The 16377-nt window shown below is 32.4% G+C and carries 12 protein-coding genes; 10 read left to right on the forward strand and 2 right to left on the reverse strand.

Translation table 11 applies throughout. The annotated features are described in order from the left end of the window. Positions 1–12 precede the first annotated feature (12 nt). Both QWY86_RS01740 and QWY86_RS01745 read left to right on the forward strand, forming a co-directional pair. Positions 13–5229, forward strand: coding sequence for a non-ribosomal peptide synthetase (locus QWY86_RS01740; RefSeq protein ID WP_290238052.1), 5217 nt, complete (start codon positions 13–15; stop codon positions 5227–5229). Positions 5230–5240: 11 nt separating this feature from the next. After that, complete coding sequence (locus tag QWY86_RS01745) at positions 5241–5927, forward strand: 4'-phosphopantetheinyl transferase family protein (protein WP_290238054.1); 687 nt, start codon at positions 5241–5243, stop codon at positions 5925–5927. 1 nt (position 5928) lies between these two features. Here QWY86_RS01745 and QWY86_RS01750 read toward each other — a convergent pair whose 3' ends face one another. Next, positions 5929–7095 carry a glycosyltransferase family 2 protein gene (locus QWY86_RS01750; protein WP_290238056.1) on the reverse strand — a complete coding sequence of 389 codons (1167 nt, stop codon included), beginning with the start codon at positions 7093–7095 and terminating at the stop codon, positions 5929–5931. Between the two features lie 8 nt (positions 7096–7103). Then, on the reverse strand, positions 7104–8018 hold the full coding sequence (locus QWY86_RS01755; RefSeq protein ID WP_290238058.1) for a glycosyltransferase family 2 protein: 915 nt from the start codon (positions 8016–8018) through the stop codon (positions 7104–7106). Between the two features lie 260 nt (positions 8019–8278). On the opposite strand from QWY86_RS01755, the gene QWY86_RS01760 reads away from it, so the two are divergent. The 8 genes from QWY86_RS01760 to QWY86_RS01795 are packed head-to-tail and all read left to right on the forward strand — an operon-like array spanning position 8279 to position 16375. Further along, complete coding sequence (locus QWY86_RS01760) at positions 8279–9151, forward strand: beta-1,6-N-acetylglucosaminyltransferase (protein WP_290238060.1); 873 nt, start codon at positions 8279–8281, stop codon at positions 9149–9151. Further along, complete coding sequence (locus tag QWY86_RS01765) at positions 9139–9501, forward strand: sugar 3,4-ketoisomerase (protein ID WP_290238061.1); 363 nt, start codon at positions 9139–9141, stop codon at positions 9499–9501. The genes QWY86_RS01760 and QWY86_RS01765 overlap by 13 nt, the downstream gene beginning before the upstream one ends. Continuing rightward, positions 9488–10585 carry a DegT/DnrJ/EryC1/StrS family aminotransferase gene (locus QWY86_RS01770; protein WP_290238063.1) on the forward strand — a complete coding sequence of 366 codons (1098 nt, stop codon included), beginning with the start codon at positions 9488–9490 and terminating at the stop codon, positions 10583–10585. The genes QWY86_RS01765 and QWY86_RS01770 overlap by 14 nt, the downstream gene beginning before the upstream one ends. An 8-nt stretch (positions 10586–10593) precedes the next feature. Next, positions 10594–11409 (forward strand): methyltransferase, TIGR04325 family, encoded by an 816-nt coding sequence (locus tag QWY86_RS01775; protein WP_290238065.1) that lies wholly within the window; start codon positions 10594–10596, stop codon positions 11407–11409. A 19-nt stretch (positions 11410–11428) separates the two neighbouring features. After that, on the forward strand, positions 11429–13243 hold the full coding sequence (locus QWY86_RS01780; RefSeq protein WP_290238067.1) for an ABC transporter ATP-binding protein: 1815 nt from the start codon (positions 11429–11431) through the stop codon (positions 13241–13243). 11 nt (positions 13244–13254) lie between these two features. Beyond that, on the forward strand, positions 13255–14160 hold the full coding sequence (locus QWY86_RS01785) for a methyltransferase domain-containing protein (protein ID WP_290238069.1): 906 nt from the start codon (positions 13255–13257) through the stop codon (positions 14158–14160). Between the two features lie 11 nt (positions 14161–14171). Continuing rightward, positions 14172–15365 (forward strand): glycosyltransferase family 4 protein, encoded by a 1194-nt coding sequence (locus QWY86_RS01790; protein ID WP_290238071.1) that lies wholly within the window; start codon positions 14172–14174, stop codon positions 15363–15365. Beyond that, positions 15365–16375, forward strand: coding sequence for a UbiA family prenyltransferase (locus QWY86_RS01795; protein WP_290238073.1), 1011 nt, complete (start codon positions 15365–15367; stop codon positions 16373–16375). Before QWY86_RS01790 ends, QWY86_RS01795 begins: the two co-directional genes overlap by 1 nt. Positions 16376–16377 lie beyond the last annotated feature (2 nt).

Below are 16377 nucleotides of genomic sequence, written 5' to 3' on the forward strand. Positions count from 1 at the left end.
TAAATTACAATCATGCCCAACTTTACTCCAGTTGATTTTGACCCATTTGGGGAGGTAAAGATAATTGAGAAAATTACCGTTACTAGCGAGCCACAGCGGGAAATATGGCTATCGTGCATTATTGGTGGCGAAGATGCTAATTTATCTTATAATGAGTCTGTTTCTTTAGAAATTACAGGCGAGTTAGACTTTAATGCCCTTAGTAAAGCAGTAAATGACTTGGTTTTGCGCCATGAAGCTTTACGTTCAACAATCAGCCCTAACGGAGAATCATTAATTATATATAAAGACTTTCCTGTCGATTTCAGTCTTGTTGACATAAGTCATTTAGACGACCTCACTCAGAAGAAATTTTTAAAATCTTTTGTAAGACAAGCAATGGATAGCTCAATGGATTTGTATGAGGGGCCACTATTTAAAGTTTTTTTACACAGATTAAAAACTAAAGAACATTTTTTAACAATAGTAAAACACCATGCAATTGGTGATGGCTGGTCTACAGGTATTATACTTGAAGATTTGAGCAAAATGTATAATGCTTACAGTAAAGGTGAAACCTTATTTTTAAATCGCCCTGCGCAAATAAGTGATTATGCTTTGGCTCAAGCAAAATTCAGAAAATCAACAGATTTCATTAAAACTGAAAACTTCTGGTTAGATATTTTCAAAGATAATGTACCGATTGTTAATTTAGAAACAGACTTTCCGCGGCAATCACCAAGAACATATAAAGGTAACCGTATTGATTTTCCATTATCTAAAGATTTTGTTAATAAAATTAAAGCTGTTGGCGCTAAAGCCGGATGTAGTTTGGTGACAACATTGCTTGCTGCATTTGAAGTATTCCTTTATCAAAAAACAAATCAAAAAGATATTGTTGTGGGCTTACCATCATCGGGTCAATCGGCAACAGAATTGTATGATGTAGTTGGTCATTGCGTTAATTTACTTCCCTTAAAAACAAAAATTAACACAGAAAGTTCTTTTATTGATTACTTAAGGAAACGAAAAAGTGAAGTTTTAGACGCTTATGATCATCAAAGACTTACTTTTGGAGAAATTATTAAAAAGCTTTACATCCCAAGAGATCCATCGAGAATTACGTTAGTACCTATTGTATTTAACATAGACATGGGCATGGATAATGCCGTAAAGTTTGATGGATTGGAATATAAATTAATTAGCAACCCAAGAGCGTATGAAAATTTCGAAATTTTCTTAAATGCAACAGGTTCAAAGGATGGGTTGATTTTGGAATGGTCTTACAATATTGGTTTATTCAAAGAAAGTACGATAAATCAATTTAATGAGGAGTATTGCAAGCTTCTTGAGAAGATTATTTTAAATCCAACGAATAAAATAAGTGAAATTACTTGTACATCTGACGAAGTTAGATCAATTAATGGTAACGAAATGCATATTGTGCCTGGGCAATATTTCGACTTTTTATTTTCAAAAGCGGTAGAAAATTTCCCAACTAAAACTGCAGTCGAATTTAATAATAGAAAACTTACCTACCGGGATTTAGACACTAAAGTTGACCAGCTTAGTGCGTTTTTAAAAAACAAGGGAATAAAAAAGGGCGATATTGTTGCTATATCAGTTGAGCGATCAATAGAAATGCTGGTTTCTTTATTAGCAATTTTAAGAATCGGGGCGGTTTACCTGCCTCTTGATCCGGAGTATCCGCAAGACAGAATTGAATTCATGCTCGAAGACTCAGCAGCTAAACTTTTATTAAACTCAATTCAAAATAAATCGAAATATAAAACAACTGCGGAAGAACTTATTATTGAAGAATTTTGGCTTCATTTAAATAAATTTGAGCCGAAGCATTTTAGTGATAGAATTGAGCATGATGATTTAGCATACATTCTTTATACTTCGGGTTCGACAGGAATGCCAAAAGGAGTTCAAATTACGCATCAAAATCTGGCGAATTTTTTACTCAGCATGCAAAAAATGCCTGGACTAATTGAAAGTGATAAGCTTCTGGCGATAACAACTATCTCTTTCGATATTGCGGGCTTAGAACTTTATCTGCCATTGATAACAGGGGCAACACTTGTTCTTGCTGATACAGATTCAACCCGAGACGGGCGATTATTGCTAGGTATTTTGGAAGAAAAAGAAATTTCGATTATGCAAGCCACGCCATCAACCTGGCAAATGATGATCGATTCTGGTTGGGAAAAACAACATCCTATTAAAATACTATCTGGAGGAGAAGCTTTACCCAAAGATTTAGCTGATAAGCTGGAGGATTTATCCAGTGAACTTTGGAATATGTATGGCCCAACAGAAACTACAATCTGGTCTACCATAAAAAGAATCAAGAAAAGTGATAAACATTTAACAATCGGTTTACCAATCCATAATACACAGATTTATATTGTAGATGAAAATGGAAATCAGCTTGCCCGTAATCAGGTTGGGGAAATTTTGATAGGTGGTGATGGCGTAGCATCGGGATATCTTAACAGACCTGAATTAACCTCAGAAAAATTTATCAATGACGAATTTGGCCCACATAAATTTGCAAAATTATACAAGACAGGTGATTTAGGTAAGATAATTGATAATGGTGAAATTCAATGTCTTGGGCGAAGCGATAATCAAGTAAAAATAAGAGGTCATAGAATAGAATTAGGTGAAATTGAGTCGATACTTTCTGAGCAGGATGGTGTTAAGCAGGCTGTTGTATTAGCAAGAGAAGACAACTCAGGTGATAAACGTTTGGTTGCTTATATAACCAGGCAGGATGAGGAAGATATTATTAACAAACAATCAGCATGGAAAGACCATTGGGATACGCTATATGAAATTGGTGCAGAAAACAAACAAACTCTTGATGTTTCCGAGCAGAATATAGATGGTGTTTTGTTAGAACATCTTGAAAACAGTGATGATTTGAAAAGACAAGCTTTTGAATGGATAGAAACTTCTGTAACAAGAATAAAAGAACAAAAATCAAAGAGAATCTACGAAATTGGTAGTGGTGCGGGTCAAATTTTATATGAACTTGCGCCTGAAACAGAATATTATATTGCAACTGACTATGCCGAGGCCGCAATTAATAATATTAATTTGCAATTAAAGGCTGAACCTGAAAAATGGAAGAATGTAAAAGCATTTACTGCTCCTGCTGATGATTTTTCTGCTATTGGAGATACTCCAGTTGATATGGTATTAATTCACAGTGTAGCTCAATATTTTGCAGATGCTGATTATCTGCTAGGCGTAATAAGGCAGTCTATTAAATCGATAACTAACGGAGGATGTATTTTTATTGGTGATATGCAAGGAAAAAATTCTCTGCAGATGTGCCATGCGATGGATCATTTGCCACGCGATTCAGACTCAAATACGATAGAAATTTTTAAAAAAATTGTAAATAACCGTGTAAGAATTGAGGAAGAATTTGTTGCGGACCCTGCATTTTTTTATGCTCTACCAAAACTTTTTCCAGAAATTAATGGTGTTGACATTCAGCTAAGAAAGGGTTCATCTTTAAATGAAACCACAAAATATCATTTCGATATTTGGCTTTACATTAATAAAAAAGTAAAAACCGTTAAGCCGCAACTATCTAAAACCTGGAATGAACTTAATGAAATTGTAAAACTTGAACAGATACTAAATCATAATCCTGGTATCGCTATTGAAGTGAAAAATATCCCAAATTCCAGAACTTCCAAGGATTATGCTCTTTTAAAAATTTTAGATTCAGGAAACCCTGAAATGCTTATTCGTGATGTGAAATCAGAGATTAGCTCTGTACATGGTGGGCAAGATCCTGATTTTTTCTGGGATTTGGGAGATAAATTAAATTACAATACGCACGTTAGATGGACGACTGATGGAACAGATGGTTTATTTGACGTTATTTTTATTCCAAAATCTAATGAACTAACACTACCTGAATTTGCCTCACCAGAAGAACTCAAGAAAAATATTTATGAATTTGCAAGAACACCAATTTCTAATAATGAAATTAATTTGCCAAAGGAAATAATCGAAGACTGGAAGCGTAATCTGAATGCAGTTTTACCAGCCTATATGGTTCCAGAAGAATTTATAGGCTTAAAAAAGTTCCCATTAACTCCAAATTTAAAAATTGATAGAAAAGCATTACCAAAACCAGCGATAAAAAAATGCTCAATCGGTTCTGATACCCAAGCCAGACAATATCTTTCTAAAAATGAAGAATTAGTATCCGATATTTGGAAGGAAATTTTAGGAATAGAAAACCTGAAAGCTGACGACGATTTCTTTGAACTAGGCGGTCACTCATTATTAGCGGTAAAAGTTATGGTGGCCATCGAAAAATCAACAGGAAAAAGGCTTCCAATTGCAACACTTTTCAATAATTCTACAATAGAGAAATTAGCAAGGCAAATTTCAGACGAAAAACCTGAATATAATTGGGATGCATTGGTTCCGATTAAAACTAAAGGTTCTAAAACGCCCTTATTTTTGATTCATGGTGGCGGTTTAAACATATTATTATTTAAATCAATTAGTAACTATTTTGATGATGACCAACCTGTTTACGGTTTGCAGGCATTAGGTTTAAACCATGAGACTAATGTGCCAAGTACCATGAATGAGATTGCGAAACGCTACATCAAGGAGATATTAGAAGTAAATCCAAATGGTCCGTATGCAATTGCAGGTTATTCTTTAGGCGGATTTATAGCATTTGAAATTGCAAAAGAATTGAAAATGATGGGCAAAGAAATTAAGCTCCTGGGCGTTATGGATACCTACGCTGGTAATAATGAGATAATAGATAGTAAAGCAAATCATATACTTAAGAAAGTTAAACGTCAATTTAACAAGGTTCCTTTCTTCACAAAATCGTTCATAAATAGTCCAAAAGAAGCGATAGAATATCAGCTGACGGTAACTAAAAATAAAATTGAAAAAATTAGAAGCAATAGTGCTGTTACAAAAGATGTGTTAACAGCATACGAAACTGAAATTTACAAAAACTACAATATTGCTCATAATAATTACTTTTTGGAACCAGCAGATTTAAAAGTTACGTTATTTAGGGTTGCCAAAAGACTATACTATCTAGACGATCTTGTTCATTTAGGTTGGGGGAAATTTGCGAAAAAAGGTGTTGAGGTACACGAAATACCTGGCGACCATAAAACGTTTCTATTCCCCCCAAATGATAAGATGTTTGCAGAAATACTTCAGAAAAAGCTTGATTCAATTTAAAATATGATTAAATGAAAAGTCTATTAACTCCGGATATTAATTGGCAAACAGTAGAATGGAATTTAGATTTAACCCAAATACATATTTTCAAAATTAATGTTCCTGAAAAATTTAGAGATATATCGGCCAGTTACAAAAGTGTTTTGTCTGATCTAGAAATTTCAAAGGCCGAGAAATATGTTCAATTAAATGATAAAGAGCGATTTATTACAAGTAAGTATTTTTTGAGGTTAATACTTTCAAAATTTATAAACATCATGCCCGTCGACGTGAAGTTTGATTTTCAGAACAACAAGAAACCGCAATTAAATGGAATAGAATTTAATGTTTCGCACAGTGGATCGATAATATTAATTGCGGTTAGCAATAAAGCGATAGGAATTGATGTTGAATTTACAGATAAATTTTTCAATTTTGAATCAATCTTAGAAGTTTGTTTTCATGCAGATGAAAAAGAAAATTTAGTCAGAACCCATAAGAACACTTTCTACACAATCTGGACAAGAAAGGAAGCGCTATTAAAAGCTACAGGAGAAGGTTTGGTTGACAATCTGGAAACAATAAATACTCTCACCAATTCCATTAAACGAAGCGACAAATTTTATGAATTAAAAAGTTTCTTTGTTCAAAGAGATTATATTGCAAGTATTGCTTATCAATCAACTGAAGAAAATCATTTCAAATTTTGGCAATTCTAAGCTATTTTCTCTTAGATTTTTCCCATGCTGCGCTTTGATTTTTTCTAATATACCGGAAAATACCAGCAATAACAGCATAGTTCATCACACAGAAATAATATGGTATAAAAAATATTTTAATTTTGATGTTCCTACTTTCAAAAAACCAACCGGCTAAGCTAAGTATATAAAAAACCACTTGAGCGATTAATATTGTCTTGTAAAGTATTAAATCTGTTTCGGCAACAATAAGAATGTTTAATAATAATATGGCAATTAATAAAAATGGCGTAATTGTCCAACGTAGCACACGATGAGAAATGTACTGAAATGTTAATAAAGGATAGTAAAAAGGATTTGCTGCTTTTTTTAACCTTAAAGTAGATTGTAGTCCGCCTGCTGCAATTCTAATTTTTCGTTTTAATTCCTCTTTTGTATTGGCAGATGCAGTTTCCATTGCGTAGGCATTAGCTTCATAAGCAATTATGTATCCTTTTTCAGCGATTCTCATCGCAATCATATGATCATCAATAATAGAATCAGCCTCTACAGGTTGGTACAAATTTGTCCGGATACTGAACAATTCTCCTGCCGCACCAACGTTCGAATACAATTCGTAATCCCATTTCTTTAGATAAGATTCATATTTCCAGTAAAAGCCCTCTCCTGCAGAACTTGCATCGGCAAATTCATCAACCATAATTCGCTTTTCACCCGCAACAGCTCCTACCCTTTTATTTTGATAATGCTTAATCAATTCTTTTATGGCTTGTTTATTTAGAAACGTATTCGCATCTGTAAAAACAATAATTTCGTTTTCAACCTTCGGAATTGCCCTTTTAATCGCCGCCATTTTTCCGGTTCTGATATCTTCATGCATTAAAAATATTTCGGAAAAATGCTTTATCCTTTCTGGTGTAGAATCTGAAGAACCATCGGTAATGAATATAATTTGTAGCTTCTCCTTTGGATAATCTAATTCGAGCGTGTTTTTTATTTTATCCTCAATTATATCCTCTTCATTATAGGCTGCAACCAATATGGTAACAGTAGGAAGTTCAATTTGGTCGGTAAATAATTTTTCTTTAACGAAAATCCTTTTTATTTTAACTAAAAAGAAAAGAAGGAAACCATAACCAACAAAAGTATAAAATACAATAAAAAGAGAAATCCAGAAAGCTAATATCATAGGGAAAATTATATTTTAATACCTAAAGTTTTGCTATTTATTTTATTAGTAAAATTCCAGGTCAAGCCTTTTATAAGCCATTTAATAAGGTCTTTTCTGCCTTTTAAAAGATAGGCTATTACTTGCTTGGTACAAGCTATAAAAATATAATAAAAGCTAAACAAAACAGTATTTAATAAATTGGTATTTCTTCTGATGAAAAGCATTCTATTGCGGGTCATGAAATAAGTTTTTACAGCGCTTTCTTTACCAACACTCATCGATTCTTTATGGTAAATTTTTGCCTTTCCGGTAAACCAGATTTTCTTTCCAGACTTTTTAAATTTTTCACACCAATCTAATTCTTCATAGTAGAGAAAAAACTCTTCGGCCATTAACCCTGCAGTTGCTAAATCTATTTTACGACAAAGCATAGCAGCGCCATGGCAAAATCCGGTTTCTCGACTATCACCATCATACTGTCCTGTATTAATTTCCATGCTGCCAATTCCTTTATTCCTGCAAGTCAGGTAATTCATATCTGTAAAACCGGCATATTGAATAGTATTTGTCGCATCATGATATAAAATTAATGGAGATAACAATCCAATTTCAGGATTTTGTTCCAGCTCTTTTACCATTGTATCTATAAAACCAGAAGTTATCTCTGTATCGTTATTTAAAAGCAAAAGATAATCGCCAGAAGCTACATTTATACCCAAATTGTTACCGCCTGCGAAACCAAGATTTTTATCAGAGCGTATGTATAATAATTCAGGAAAAATGGCTCTATATTCATCCTCAAACTGTTCATTACTACCATTATCTACTAAAATTATTTCGATTTTATAATTTTCAGATGGGTGTTCTTTAATAGATTTTAAAAAATCTATATTAACCTGACGCTGATTAAAATTTACTGTTACAATAGAGACCGATTTCATGAATTGTAAAAATATAGATTAGATAATTGATATCATAAATTAATAACCTAAAGTTTTCTAATTTAATTTTAATCACAAAAACCTTAAAGCATTAAAGTATCCGAAATTATACATAGACACTTCATTTTTGAACAATTTTTTAAAGCTTATTACATAATATATTTATACATTTGGTATGTAAATCTTCTCATGAAAATTTTACAATACAAGTTGGATTTAAGTATTTGAATTCAACTGTATATCATACCTAAAAACACATTATGCGCATAGCTCATCTAATATTAACGTATACAGATCCGAAGCAAACCGAAAGAATGATTAAGAGCATGGAGCATAAAGATTTTGATTTTTATATTCATGTTGATAAAAAATTTGACATAAATCCTCATTTGTTTTTAAAAAGTATATCCAATGTTTATTTTATCAATAATAGAGTAGATGTAAAATGGGCTGGATACAATACTGTTAAAGCCACATTTGAGTGTATAAAAGAAATCGTAAATACTGGAATCAAGTATGATTATATTAACTTTTTAAGCGGACAAGATTATCCTTTAAAATCGGCCGATGAGATAATGTTATTTTTTTCTAAAAATATTGGCAAAGAGTTTTTAAGCTATAGAGACATTAAAAACGATTGGAAAGAAGGGTTAATAAGAATGGAAAAATACTTTCTTTCTAATTACTCATTTAAAGGAAAAAATACGATTGAAAATATTCTAAACTATATAATGCCTAAGAGAAAAATGCCCTATAATCTGCATCCTTATGGCAAATCTATGTTTTGGATGTTAAGCCCCGAGACAGCTATGTACGTAGTTAACAAAGTAGAACAAGATAAAAAATTAATAAACTTTTTTTCGCTATGCTGGGCTAGCGACGAATTTGTTTTCCAAACGATATTACTTAATTCAAACCTTAAGCACAAAGTTGTAAATAATAATTACAGGTACATAGATTGGTCTTTAGGTGGCGCAAATCCTAAAGTTTTAGACGAAACTGATTTTGAAAAAATAAAAGAAGCAGATATGCTTTTTACCCGAAAGGTAAATAAAGATATAAGTGGCAAATTATTAGATTTAATTGATGCCAAACTATTAACACTTCTCACACTTTTTACATGGGTCACATAATTAACCTCACAACATTTAAAGACAGCCGCGGGATTTTAACTGTTCTTGATAAAGTAGTCGATTTTGAAATTAAGAGATTATTCTATATCTACGCAGTAGATGATTCAGACCGTGGTGGACACAGACATCACAATACTTACCAAGCTGCTATTTGCATACAAGGTTCTTGCAAAATTTCCAATAACGATGGAGAGAAACAAGAGATTTTCGATTTAGATTCTCCGGAAAAATGTTTGATTTTAGAACCTAAAGACTGGCATGTAATGCACGATTTTTCTACTGATGCTATTCTTTTGGTTTTAGCTTCTACAGCATTCGATCCTAAAGATTATATTTATGAGCCATACTAGAATACCATATGAGAACTTAAACCTTCTTAATAAGTCATTCGAAAAAGATTTCAAAAATAAATTTGATAAATTTTTAGATAGCGGCTGGTATATATTAGGAAATGAAGTTGCAGAATTTGAGCGAGAATTTGCCGAATATCATAACGAAAAATTTGTAGTTGGTGTTGCCAATGGCCTCGATGCACTAATCCTATCTTTAAATTGCAGTAATTTTAAAAAAGGCGATGAAGTAATAGTACCTTCAAATACATATATAGCCAGCATTTTATCCATCTTACAATGCGATTTGGTTCCGGTTTTTGTAGAGCCAAAAATCGATACTTATAATATTGATCCAGAAAAAATAAATGAAGCTATAACGAGCAAAACGGTTGCTATTATGGTTGTTCATTTGTACGGTCAATGTTGCGAAATGTCGCCAATAATGGCATTAGCAAATAAACATAATCTAAAAATTATTGAGGATTGTGCTCAAGCTCATGGCGCAAAATATAAAAATCAATTAGCTGGTACATTTGGAGATTTTGGCTGCTTTAGCTTTTATCCAACCAAAAATTTAGGGGCTTTAGGAGATGCCGGTGCGATAATTTGTAAATCGGAAGAAGATTATACTAAACTCAAACAACTGAGAAATTACGGCTCTGAAAAAAAATACCATAACGGAATAATTGGTTATAACTCTAGATTAGATGAACTTCAGGCATCCTTTTTAAGAGTTAAACTCCCGAAATTAAACGTTATTAATAACCATAAAAGAAAGTTTGCAGAATTATATCAAAACAATTTATCAGATAATTTCGTTAAACCTTTGATAAATAATGATTTTTACAACGTATATCACATTTATAATATAAGGCATAAAGAGCGTGACCGATTAAAAAAATATCTTTTGGATAATGATATTGATACTGAAATTCATTACCCGGTTGCCCCACATAAACAAAGGGCACTATCAAGCCTTAATCATTTATATTATCCAATATCCGAAGAAATACATGCAACAACATTAAGCTTGCCATGTTCATTTGCTCATACTGAGAATGATATTATGAAAGTTATTGAAGTTCTAAACAAATTTAATTAATCCCCTATATGCATTATCTTCTTAAAGAACTGGCCCCACCTATAGTTAATACTTTACGTTGGTACAGCTTTAAATATGGCTGGAAAGGAAACTTTAAAACATTTGAAGATGCTCAGAAAGAATGCAAAGGATATGATGAAAATCACATTTTAAAAAGGATTATAGAAACTACCGGAAAGGTTAGAGATAAAAAAGCTGTTTACGAAAGGGACGGTTTAATTTATGATGAAATTTTTATTAATCATCATTTGCTAAGTACCTTATTATTAATAGCTTCTAAAAACAATAATAAAATAACGATTATTGATTTTGGAGGTTCGCTTGGAACATCTTATTACCAAAACATCAAATATCTCAACCATTTAACTGAGCTAAAGTGGTGCATAATAGAACAGGATAACTATGTGAAGGTTGGTAAGGATGCTTTCGAAAACGAGCATGTAAAATTTTATTACAATATCGAAGAATGCCTGGCAGAAAATCAAAATCCAGATTTACTTTTACTTTCAAGTTCACTACAATATATTAAAAATCCATACAATCTTCTTGAGCATATTCAATCTTTTAATATCCCTTACTTAATGTTTGATTTAGTTGGATATAATGATGAGAAAGACGAAGATAGAATTACAATTCAAAACGTACCACCGGTTTTTTATGGAATTGAAGCCTCTTATCCATGTACATTTTTCAGTAAAAGGAAATTAGAAAATCAATTGGCAATAAATTACGAAAAGGAATTTGAATTTGTTTCTGAACCACAAAAATACTATGTAAACTTTAAACCATTTAGATACGAAGGCTCTTTATGGAAATTAAAATAACAAGATACTTTATTTATAAATGATTAATTCTTTTACTCAAAAGGTTAAAAAACTAAAAACAAACCTTAACATTAAGCGCACGTTAGGTTTGGTCTGGTCTGTTGCACCAAAATCTACAATTATTTCAGTAACCATGGTAATTGTAGAAAGTGCTTTGTTTTTCTGTTCTTTATATTTTTTAAAAGTTCTAATTGATAAGCTGGCTAAAGTAAATTTGCATGACAGCCAAAGTATCCTAATGTATGTTTTGCTAGCTGCTATTTCTGCTGTATTATATGCCATATCAAAATCAGTGTCTGCTTACACTACAGAAGTTCAGGCGGCACGCGTTTCAGAATATATTGACGATAAAATTCATGCTAGTGCGATTAAATTGGATCTTTCGTTTTACGAAAGCCCTGCATATTTTGACATTTTAAAAAGAGCTAAAGAAGCGGGACCTGAGCGACCAAACGCAGTTGTAACAAACCTAATTGAAACCTTAAAAAACCTAATGATGTTATTAGCATTGGGTTCGGTAATCTTATCGATAGACTGGTTTTTATTTCCCCTGCTTATTTTATTTGTATTACCAACAATGTTTGTTAGAATTAAATTTGCTGAAAGGTTACATAGTTGGAGGATGCAGCAAACTTCTATGGAAAGAAAATCTGTTTATCTAAGTAGTTTGATAACCTCAGATACTTCGGCAAAAGATATTAGAAGCTTAAGAATTGGTGATTATCTACGAAATTTATATTTAAACATCCGACTAAATCTGTTATCAGAAAAGCTGAAAATAAGTAAAATAAGTACGCTGAATGAGATTATTACTACAATTTTAGCCACTGTTGGTTTTTTTGCTTGTGTGGGTTTTATTGCTAATGGTGTAATAACCGGCAAAACCAGTGTAGGCGATATTACACTATTCCTAGTGGTTTTCCCTCAATCGTTTAATCATATGCAGGCTTTAGCAGCCTGTATATCCAAATTATATCAAAACAACATCTTTGTAACAAGTATTTTCGAGTTGTTTGATTTGAAACCAGTAATTGCCGACCAGGAAAACACTGTAGAAATTCCCAAAGAAGCATCAAATATTTTGGTTAACAACGTTTCATTCAAATACCCTCATGGTAAAAAACCAGTGTTAAATAATATTAATATAAACATTCCTTCAGGCCAAATCATTGCGATAGTTGGTTTAAATGGAGCAGGTAAAACAACTTTAATAAAACTATTATCAAGACTTTACGATCCTACGCAAGGTTCAATTAATATTAATGATATAAACATTAAAAACTTCAGCTTAAACGATTACCATAAGGAAGTAAGTGTGGTTTACCAGGATTTTGGCCGTTACAATTTTTCTGCAGAGGATAATATAAAGTTTGGCAACATTGATGCTAAACATGATAATGCCAAGATTGTAGAAGCCGCCCGAAATTCTGGTGCTGATGCGTACATTGATAATTTTCCCGATGGCTACAAAACAATGATGGGAAGATTATTTGATGATGGACATGAAGTGAGCATTGGTCAGTGGCAAAAATTAGCAATTGCAAGGGCACTATATAGTCCTGCACGGCTTTTGATATTAGATGAAGCAACAAGTGCTTTAGATGCATTTTCTGAACGAGAATTTTTTCAGTCATTTCGTAAACGAATCGGAACAAGAGCTGCATTAGTTATTAGCCACAGAGTTTCGGCAGTAGAACATGCAGATTACATTTATGTAATTTCTAACGGAGAAATAAAACAGGAAGGTTCTCATCAAAAACTAATAAAAGAAGATGGAGATTATGCGCTCTTATTTAAGAAAGATATAGATTCAGAAACGCAAACAAAAAATTAGCTTAATGTACAATGAAAAAAGAAGACCTTTGGCAGATATATAATAACAAATATGCAAATGATTACAATGAGCGATATTTATTAAATCCTTTTTCTAAAGTTAGTTCAGATGTTGAAATTAATGTTTTTAAAACACTAATTAATGAACAAACCGAATGGTTGGATTTGGGTTGTGGAACCGGATACTTTTTGAGTCTTTTCCCTAATACGAAGCGAGCTGGGTTGGATATTTCTCCAAAAATGCTTCAGCTTGCTGAAAAAGATAATCCTACAGCGGAGTTTTTTAAAAATGGCGACTTTAGAGATGATGTACCTGAGTGGCACAACAGGTGGTCGTTAATAAGTTGCATGTGGGGCGCTTATTGTTACGTAAATTCAGTAAAAGAAGTAGAAACTGTTGTAAATAATATCATGTCTTGGAATAGTGTTGGAGGTGATGTTTTTTTACCTATAGTAGATTTGGAAGATGTTAGACCAAATGTTACAATTCCTTACGAAATGCAAATTGACGTATTTGGTGGGAAGCTAGACTTAACTAGTGTTACCTGGTCATGGTTGGAAGCTGAAACAAATATCTTTCATGAACATTTGGTATCACCACATATAGGACATTTCATTAAACTATTTCAACCATATTATGATGAAATAGAAATTGTTAGATACCCGCCATACATGCAAGGTTGGGTATCAAGAAAAGCTGTATTGGCAAAGTCGAAAAGAAAAGTTCCAAATTTTAATAATCTCGGAAATGTTTTATGGCAAGAAATTCCAAATCCTGCCGTTGTAGACCCTAACATGCCATTTGTGAGTCCATTGGCAGGTATAACAAACAAAAATTTAGTTAAAGAATTTTTATATAGGTTAAAATCAGGAATTTTTTGGCGAGGCATTAAGAATAGGGTTAAATACAAATATTAAAATCCGCATCAATGGGTGACAGCAGTAATAATTTAAAAAAGCTTGTAATAATTACAGCCTGCCTAGATGATTGGGGAGGAAGTGAAGAATTATGGGCAAAGAGTATTCCACATTTCAGAACTTTAGGTGTTCAAGAAATAATTCTTTATAAAAACCGAGTAAACAGACAACATCAACAATTTAAAAAACTGATAAACAATGGCTTATTTATTAAAGAGTTTGATGGAAAATTAAATAAATTAAAATTAGTTATCTCAAAAGTAAAGCATGTTTTTGGAAGAGTTGCTGAAAAAATTGGCTTGGCTGAATTTAAATGGAATAAATCAGCAAAAAATGTTGGCATTTTTCTCAAAACTGACGAGCCGGATTTTGCGATTATCTCTCAAGGTATAAATTTTGATGGTTTGAGTTTTGCTTACGAATGCTTAAAGCTCAATATCCCTTATATCGTTGTCGCCCACAAAGCTGTAAACTTTTATTGGCCTAGTCAAGGTGATAGAAATTACATGAAACAAACACTTTTAAATGCAAAGAAATGTTTGTTTGTTTCCAAACACAATTTAAAAATTACTGAAGAACAATTTGGCGTTAGGTTACCGAATAGTGAAGTGATATTAAATCCTGTAAAAACAGAAGTTAATCCACTGCCTTACCCGGCAAGTAAAATCGATATCAAATTAGCCTGTGTAGGAAGGCTTTTTGTGATTGATAAAGGTCAGGACATTTTGCTTAGAATTTTGAATTTACCAAAATGGAGAGAAAGGAAATTATCAGTCACTTTTTTGGGTAAAGGACCTGATGAACAAGCCCTGAAAGATATGGCTGAATTATTAAACATAACAAATGTTTTTTTTGATGGCTTTACCGATAATATTAAAGAAATCTGGAAAGAACATCATGCATTAATTCTTCCATCGAGAAGTGAAGGACTTCCGTTAACAATTATTGAGGCAATGTCTTTTGGCAGACCTGTAATTGCAACAAATGCTGGTGGGAATGCTGAAATTGTACAAAATGGGGTAACTGGCTTTATTGGTGAAGCTGATGAACATTCTTTTGACCTGGCTATGGAAGAGGCGTGGAAGAATTTGAATGATTGGGAAGAAATAGGCAAGAAATCTGCAAAATATATCAAGGAAATTTTACCTCCTGAACCTGAAAAAATTTTTGTAAAACTAGTTCTTGACAGCTTGAAATCGGATTGATGAAATTTTTAAAATTCACTAGATATCATGAATGGTGGGAGTATAAATTAATTCCCCTTTTAACTGTTGGCTATGCAACTGTTTTATTTTATAATCAAAATATTGAAAAGGCTGGTATACATATTCTAAAAGTACTTCTTGCAGTAGTATTTGGTGCAGTTTATGTAAGCATAGTCAATGATTTAACTGATATTAAAGAGGATAAATTAGCAGGCAAAAAAAATAGAATGGCTAACCGTTCAAACGCTAGCAGATTAGCCCTTATTACATTAAGTTTAGCTTTTGGCTTATTTTTTGGTTATATTATATATCCCGATACTGTTTCACTCACTTTTTTCATACTATCTTACGTAGTTTTCACTGTCTATTCTACTCCTCCATTTAGATTTAAAAAGCTTGGTTTTTTAGGTGTTTTGTGCGATGCAAGTGGCGCACATTTATTTCCGGCATTGCTTATGGCTGCTCAACTTCCCTTTGCAGATGGGATAAAACGTAATATTTTCTGGATGATATCCATTTCTTGTTGGGCATTATTTTATGGAATAAGAGGCATATTAGTGCATCAGTTTCACGATAGAGAAAATGATTTGAAAAGTAAAACAACTACTTATGCTACATCTATCGAACCTTCAAAATTCAAAAATATCGAATACCTAATTTTAGGGTTTGAAGTTCTAGGAGCTGCCTTTATAATGTATAATATTTTTAGCCTTTGGGTAACTCTATCTGCCCTTATTTACTTAATTTTAGCGCTTGGCAGGCATTTCATTTTAAAATATCAAACCGGATTGATTATTATTCCAACAGATAAACCATCACAATTATTGCTTAACGATTTATATCTGGTTTTTATGCCTTTAGCTGTACTTTTGAGTATAGCTTTGAATAATTCATATGGTTGGATCTTTCTCATCATTCATATTATTGTGTTTCCGCAAAACATATGGATTGTTATTAAAGATTTTGTACTGATACTAAAACAAATTAATTACAATAGACATAAAATTTGAAA

Origin of the sequence: Pedobacter aquatilis (assembly GCF_030409415.1) — a bacterium.
GTDB classification, from domain to species: domain Bacteria; phylum Bacteroidota; class Bacteroidia; order Sphingobacteriales; family Sphingobacteriaceae; genus Pedobacter; species Pedobacter aquatilis.

Bases quoted from the DNA above. Each gene is read 5' to 3' on its own strand.
- QWY86_RS01790 (WP_290238071.1), top strand. From the start codon at position 14,172: ATGGGTGACAGCAGTAATAATTTAAAAAAGCTTGTAATAATTACAGCC.
- QWY86_RS01780 (WP_290238067.1), top strand. From the start codon at position 11,429: ATGATTAATTCTTTTACTCAAAAGGTTAAAAAACTAAAAACAAACCTT.
- QWY86_RS01765 (WP_290238061.1), top strand. From the start codon at position 9,139: ATGGGTCACATAATTAACCTCACAACATTTAAAGACAGCCGCGGGATT.
- QWY86_RS01785 (WP_290238069.1), top strand. From the start codon at position 13,255: ATGAAAAAAGAAGACCTTTGGCAGATATATAATAACAAATATGCAAAT.
- QWY86_RS01775 (WP_290238065.1), top strand. From the start codon at position 10,594: ATGCATTATCTTCTTAAAGAACTGGCCCCACCTATAGTTAATACTTTA.
- QWY86_RS01750 (WP_290238056.1), bottom strand. From the start codon at position 7,095: ATGATATTAGCTTTCTGGATTTCTCTTTTTATTGTATTTTATACTTTT.
- QWY86_RS01795 (WP_290238073.1), top strand. From the start codon at position 15,365: ATGAAATTTTTAAAATTCACTAGATATCATGAATGGTGGGAGTATAAA.
- QWY86_RS01770 (WP_290238063.1), top strand. From the start codon at position 9,488: ATGAGCCATACTAGAATACCATATGAGAACTTAAACCTTCTTAATAAG.
- QWY86_RS01760 (WP_290238060.1), top strand. From the start codon at position 8,279: ATGCGCATAGCTCATCTAATATTAACGTATACAGATCCGAAGCAAACC.
- QWY86_RS01740 (WP_290238052.1), top strand. From the start codon at position 13: ATGCCCAACTTTACTCCAGTTGATTTTGACCCATTTGGGGAGGTAAAG.
- QWY86_RS01745 (WP_290238054.1), top strand. From the start codon at position 5,241: ATGAAAAGTCTATTAACTCCGGATATTAATTGGCAAACAGTAGAATGG.
- QWY86_RS01755 (WP_290238058.1), bottom strand. From the start codon at position 8,018: ATGAAATCGGTCTCTATTGTAACAGTAAATTTTAATCAGCGTCAGGTT.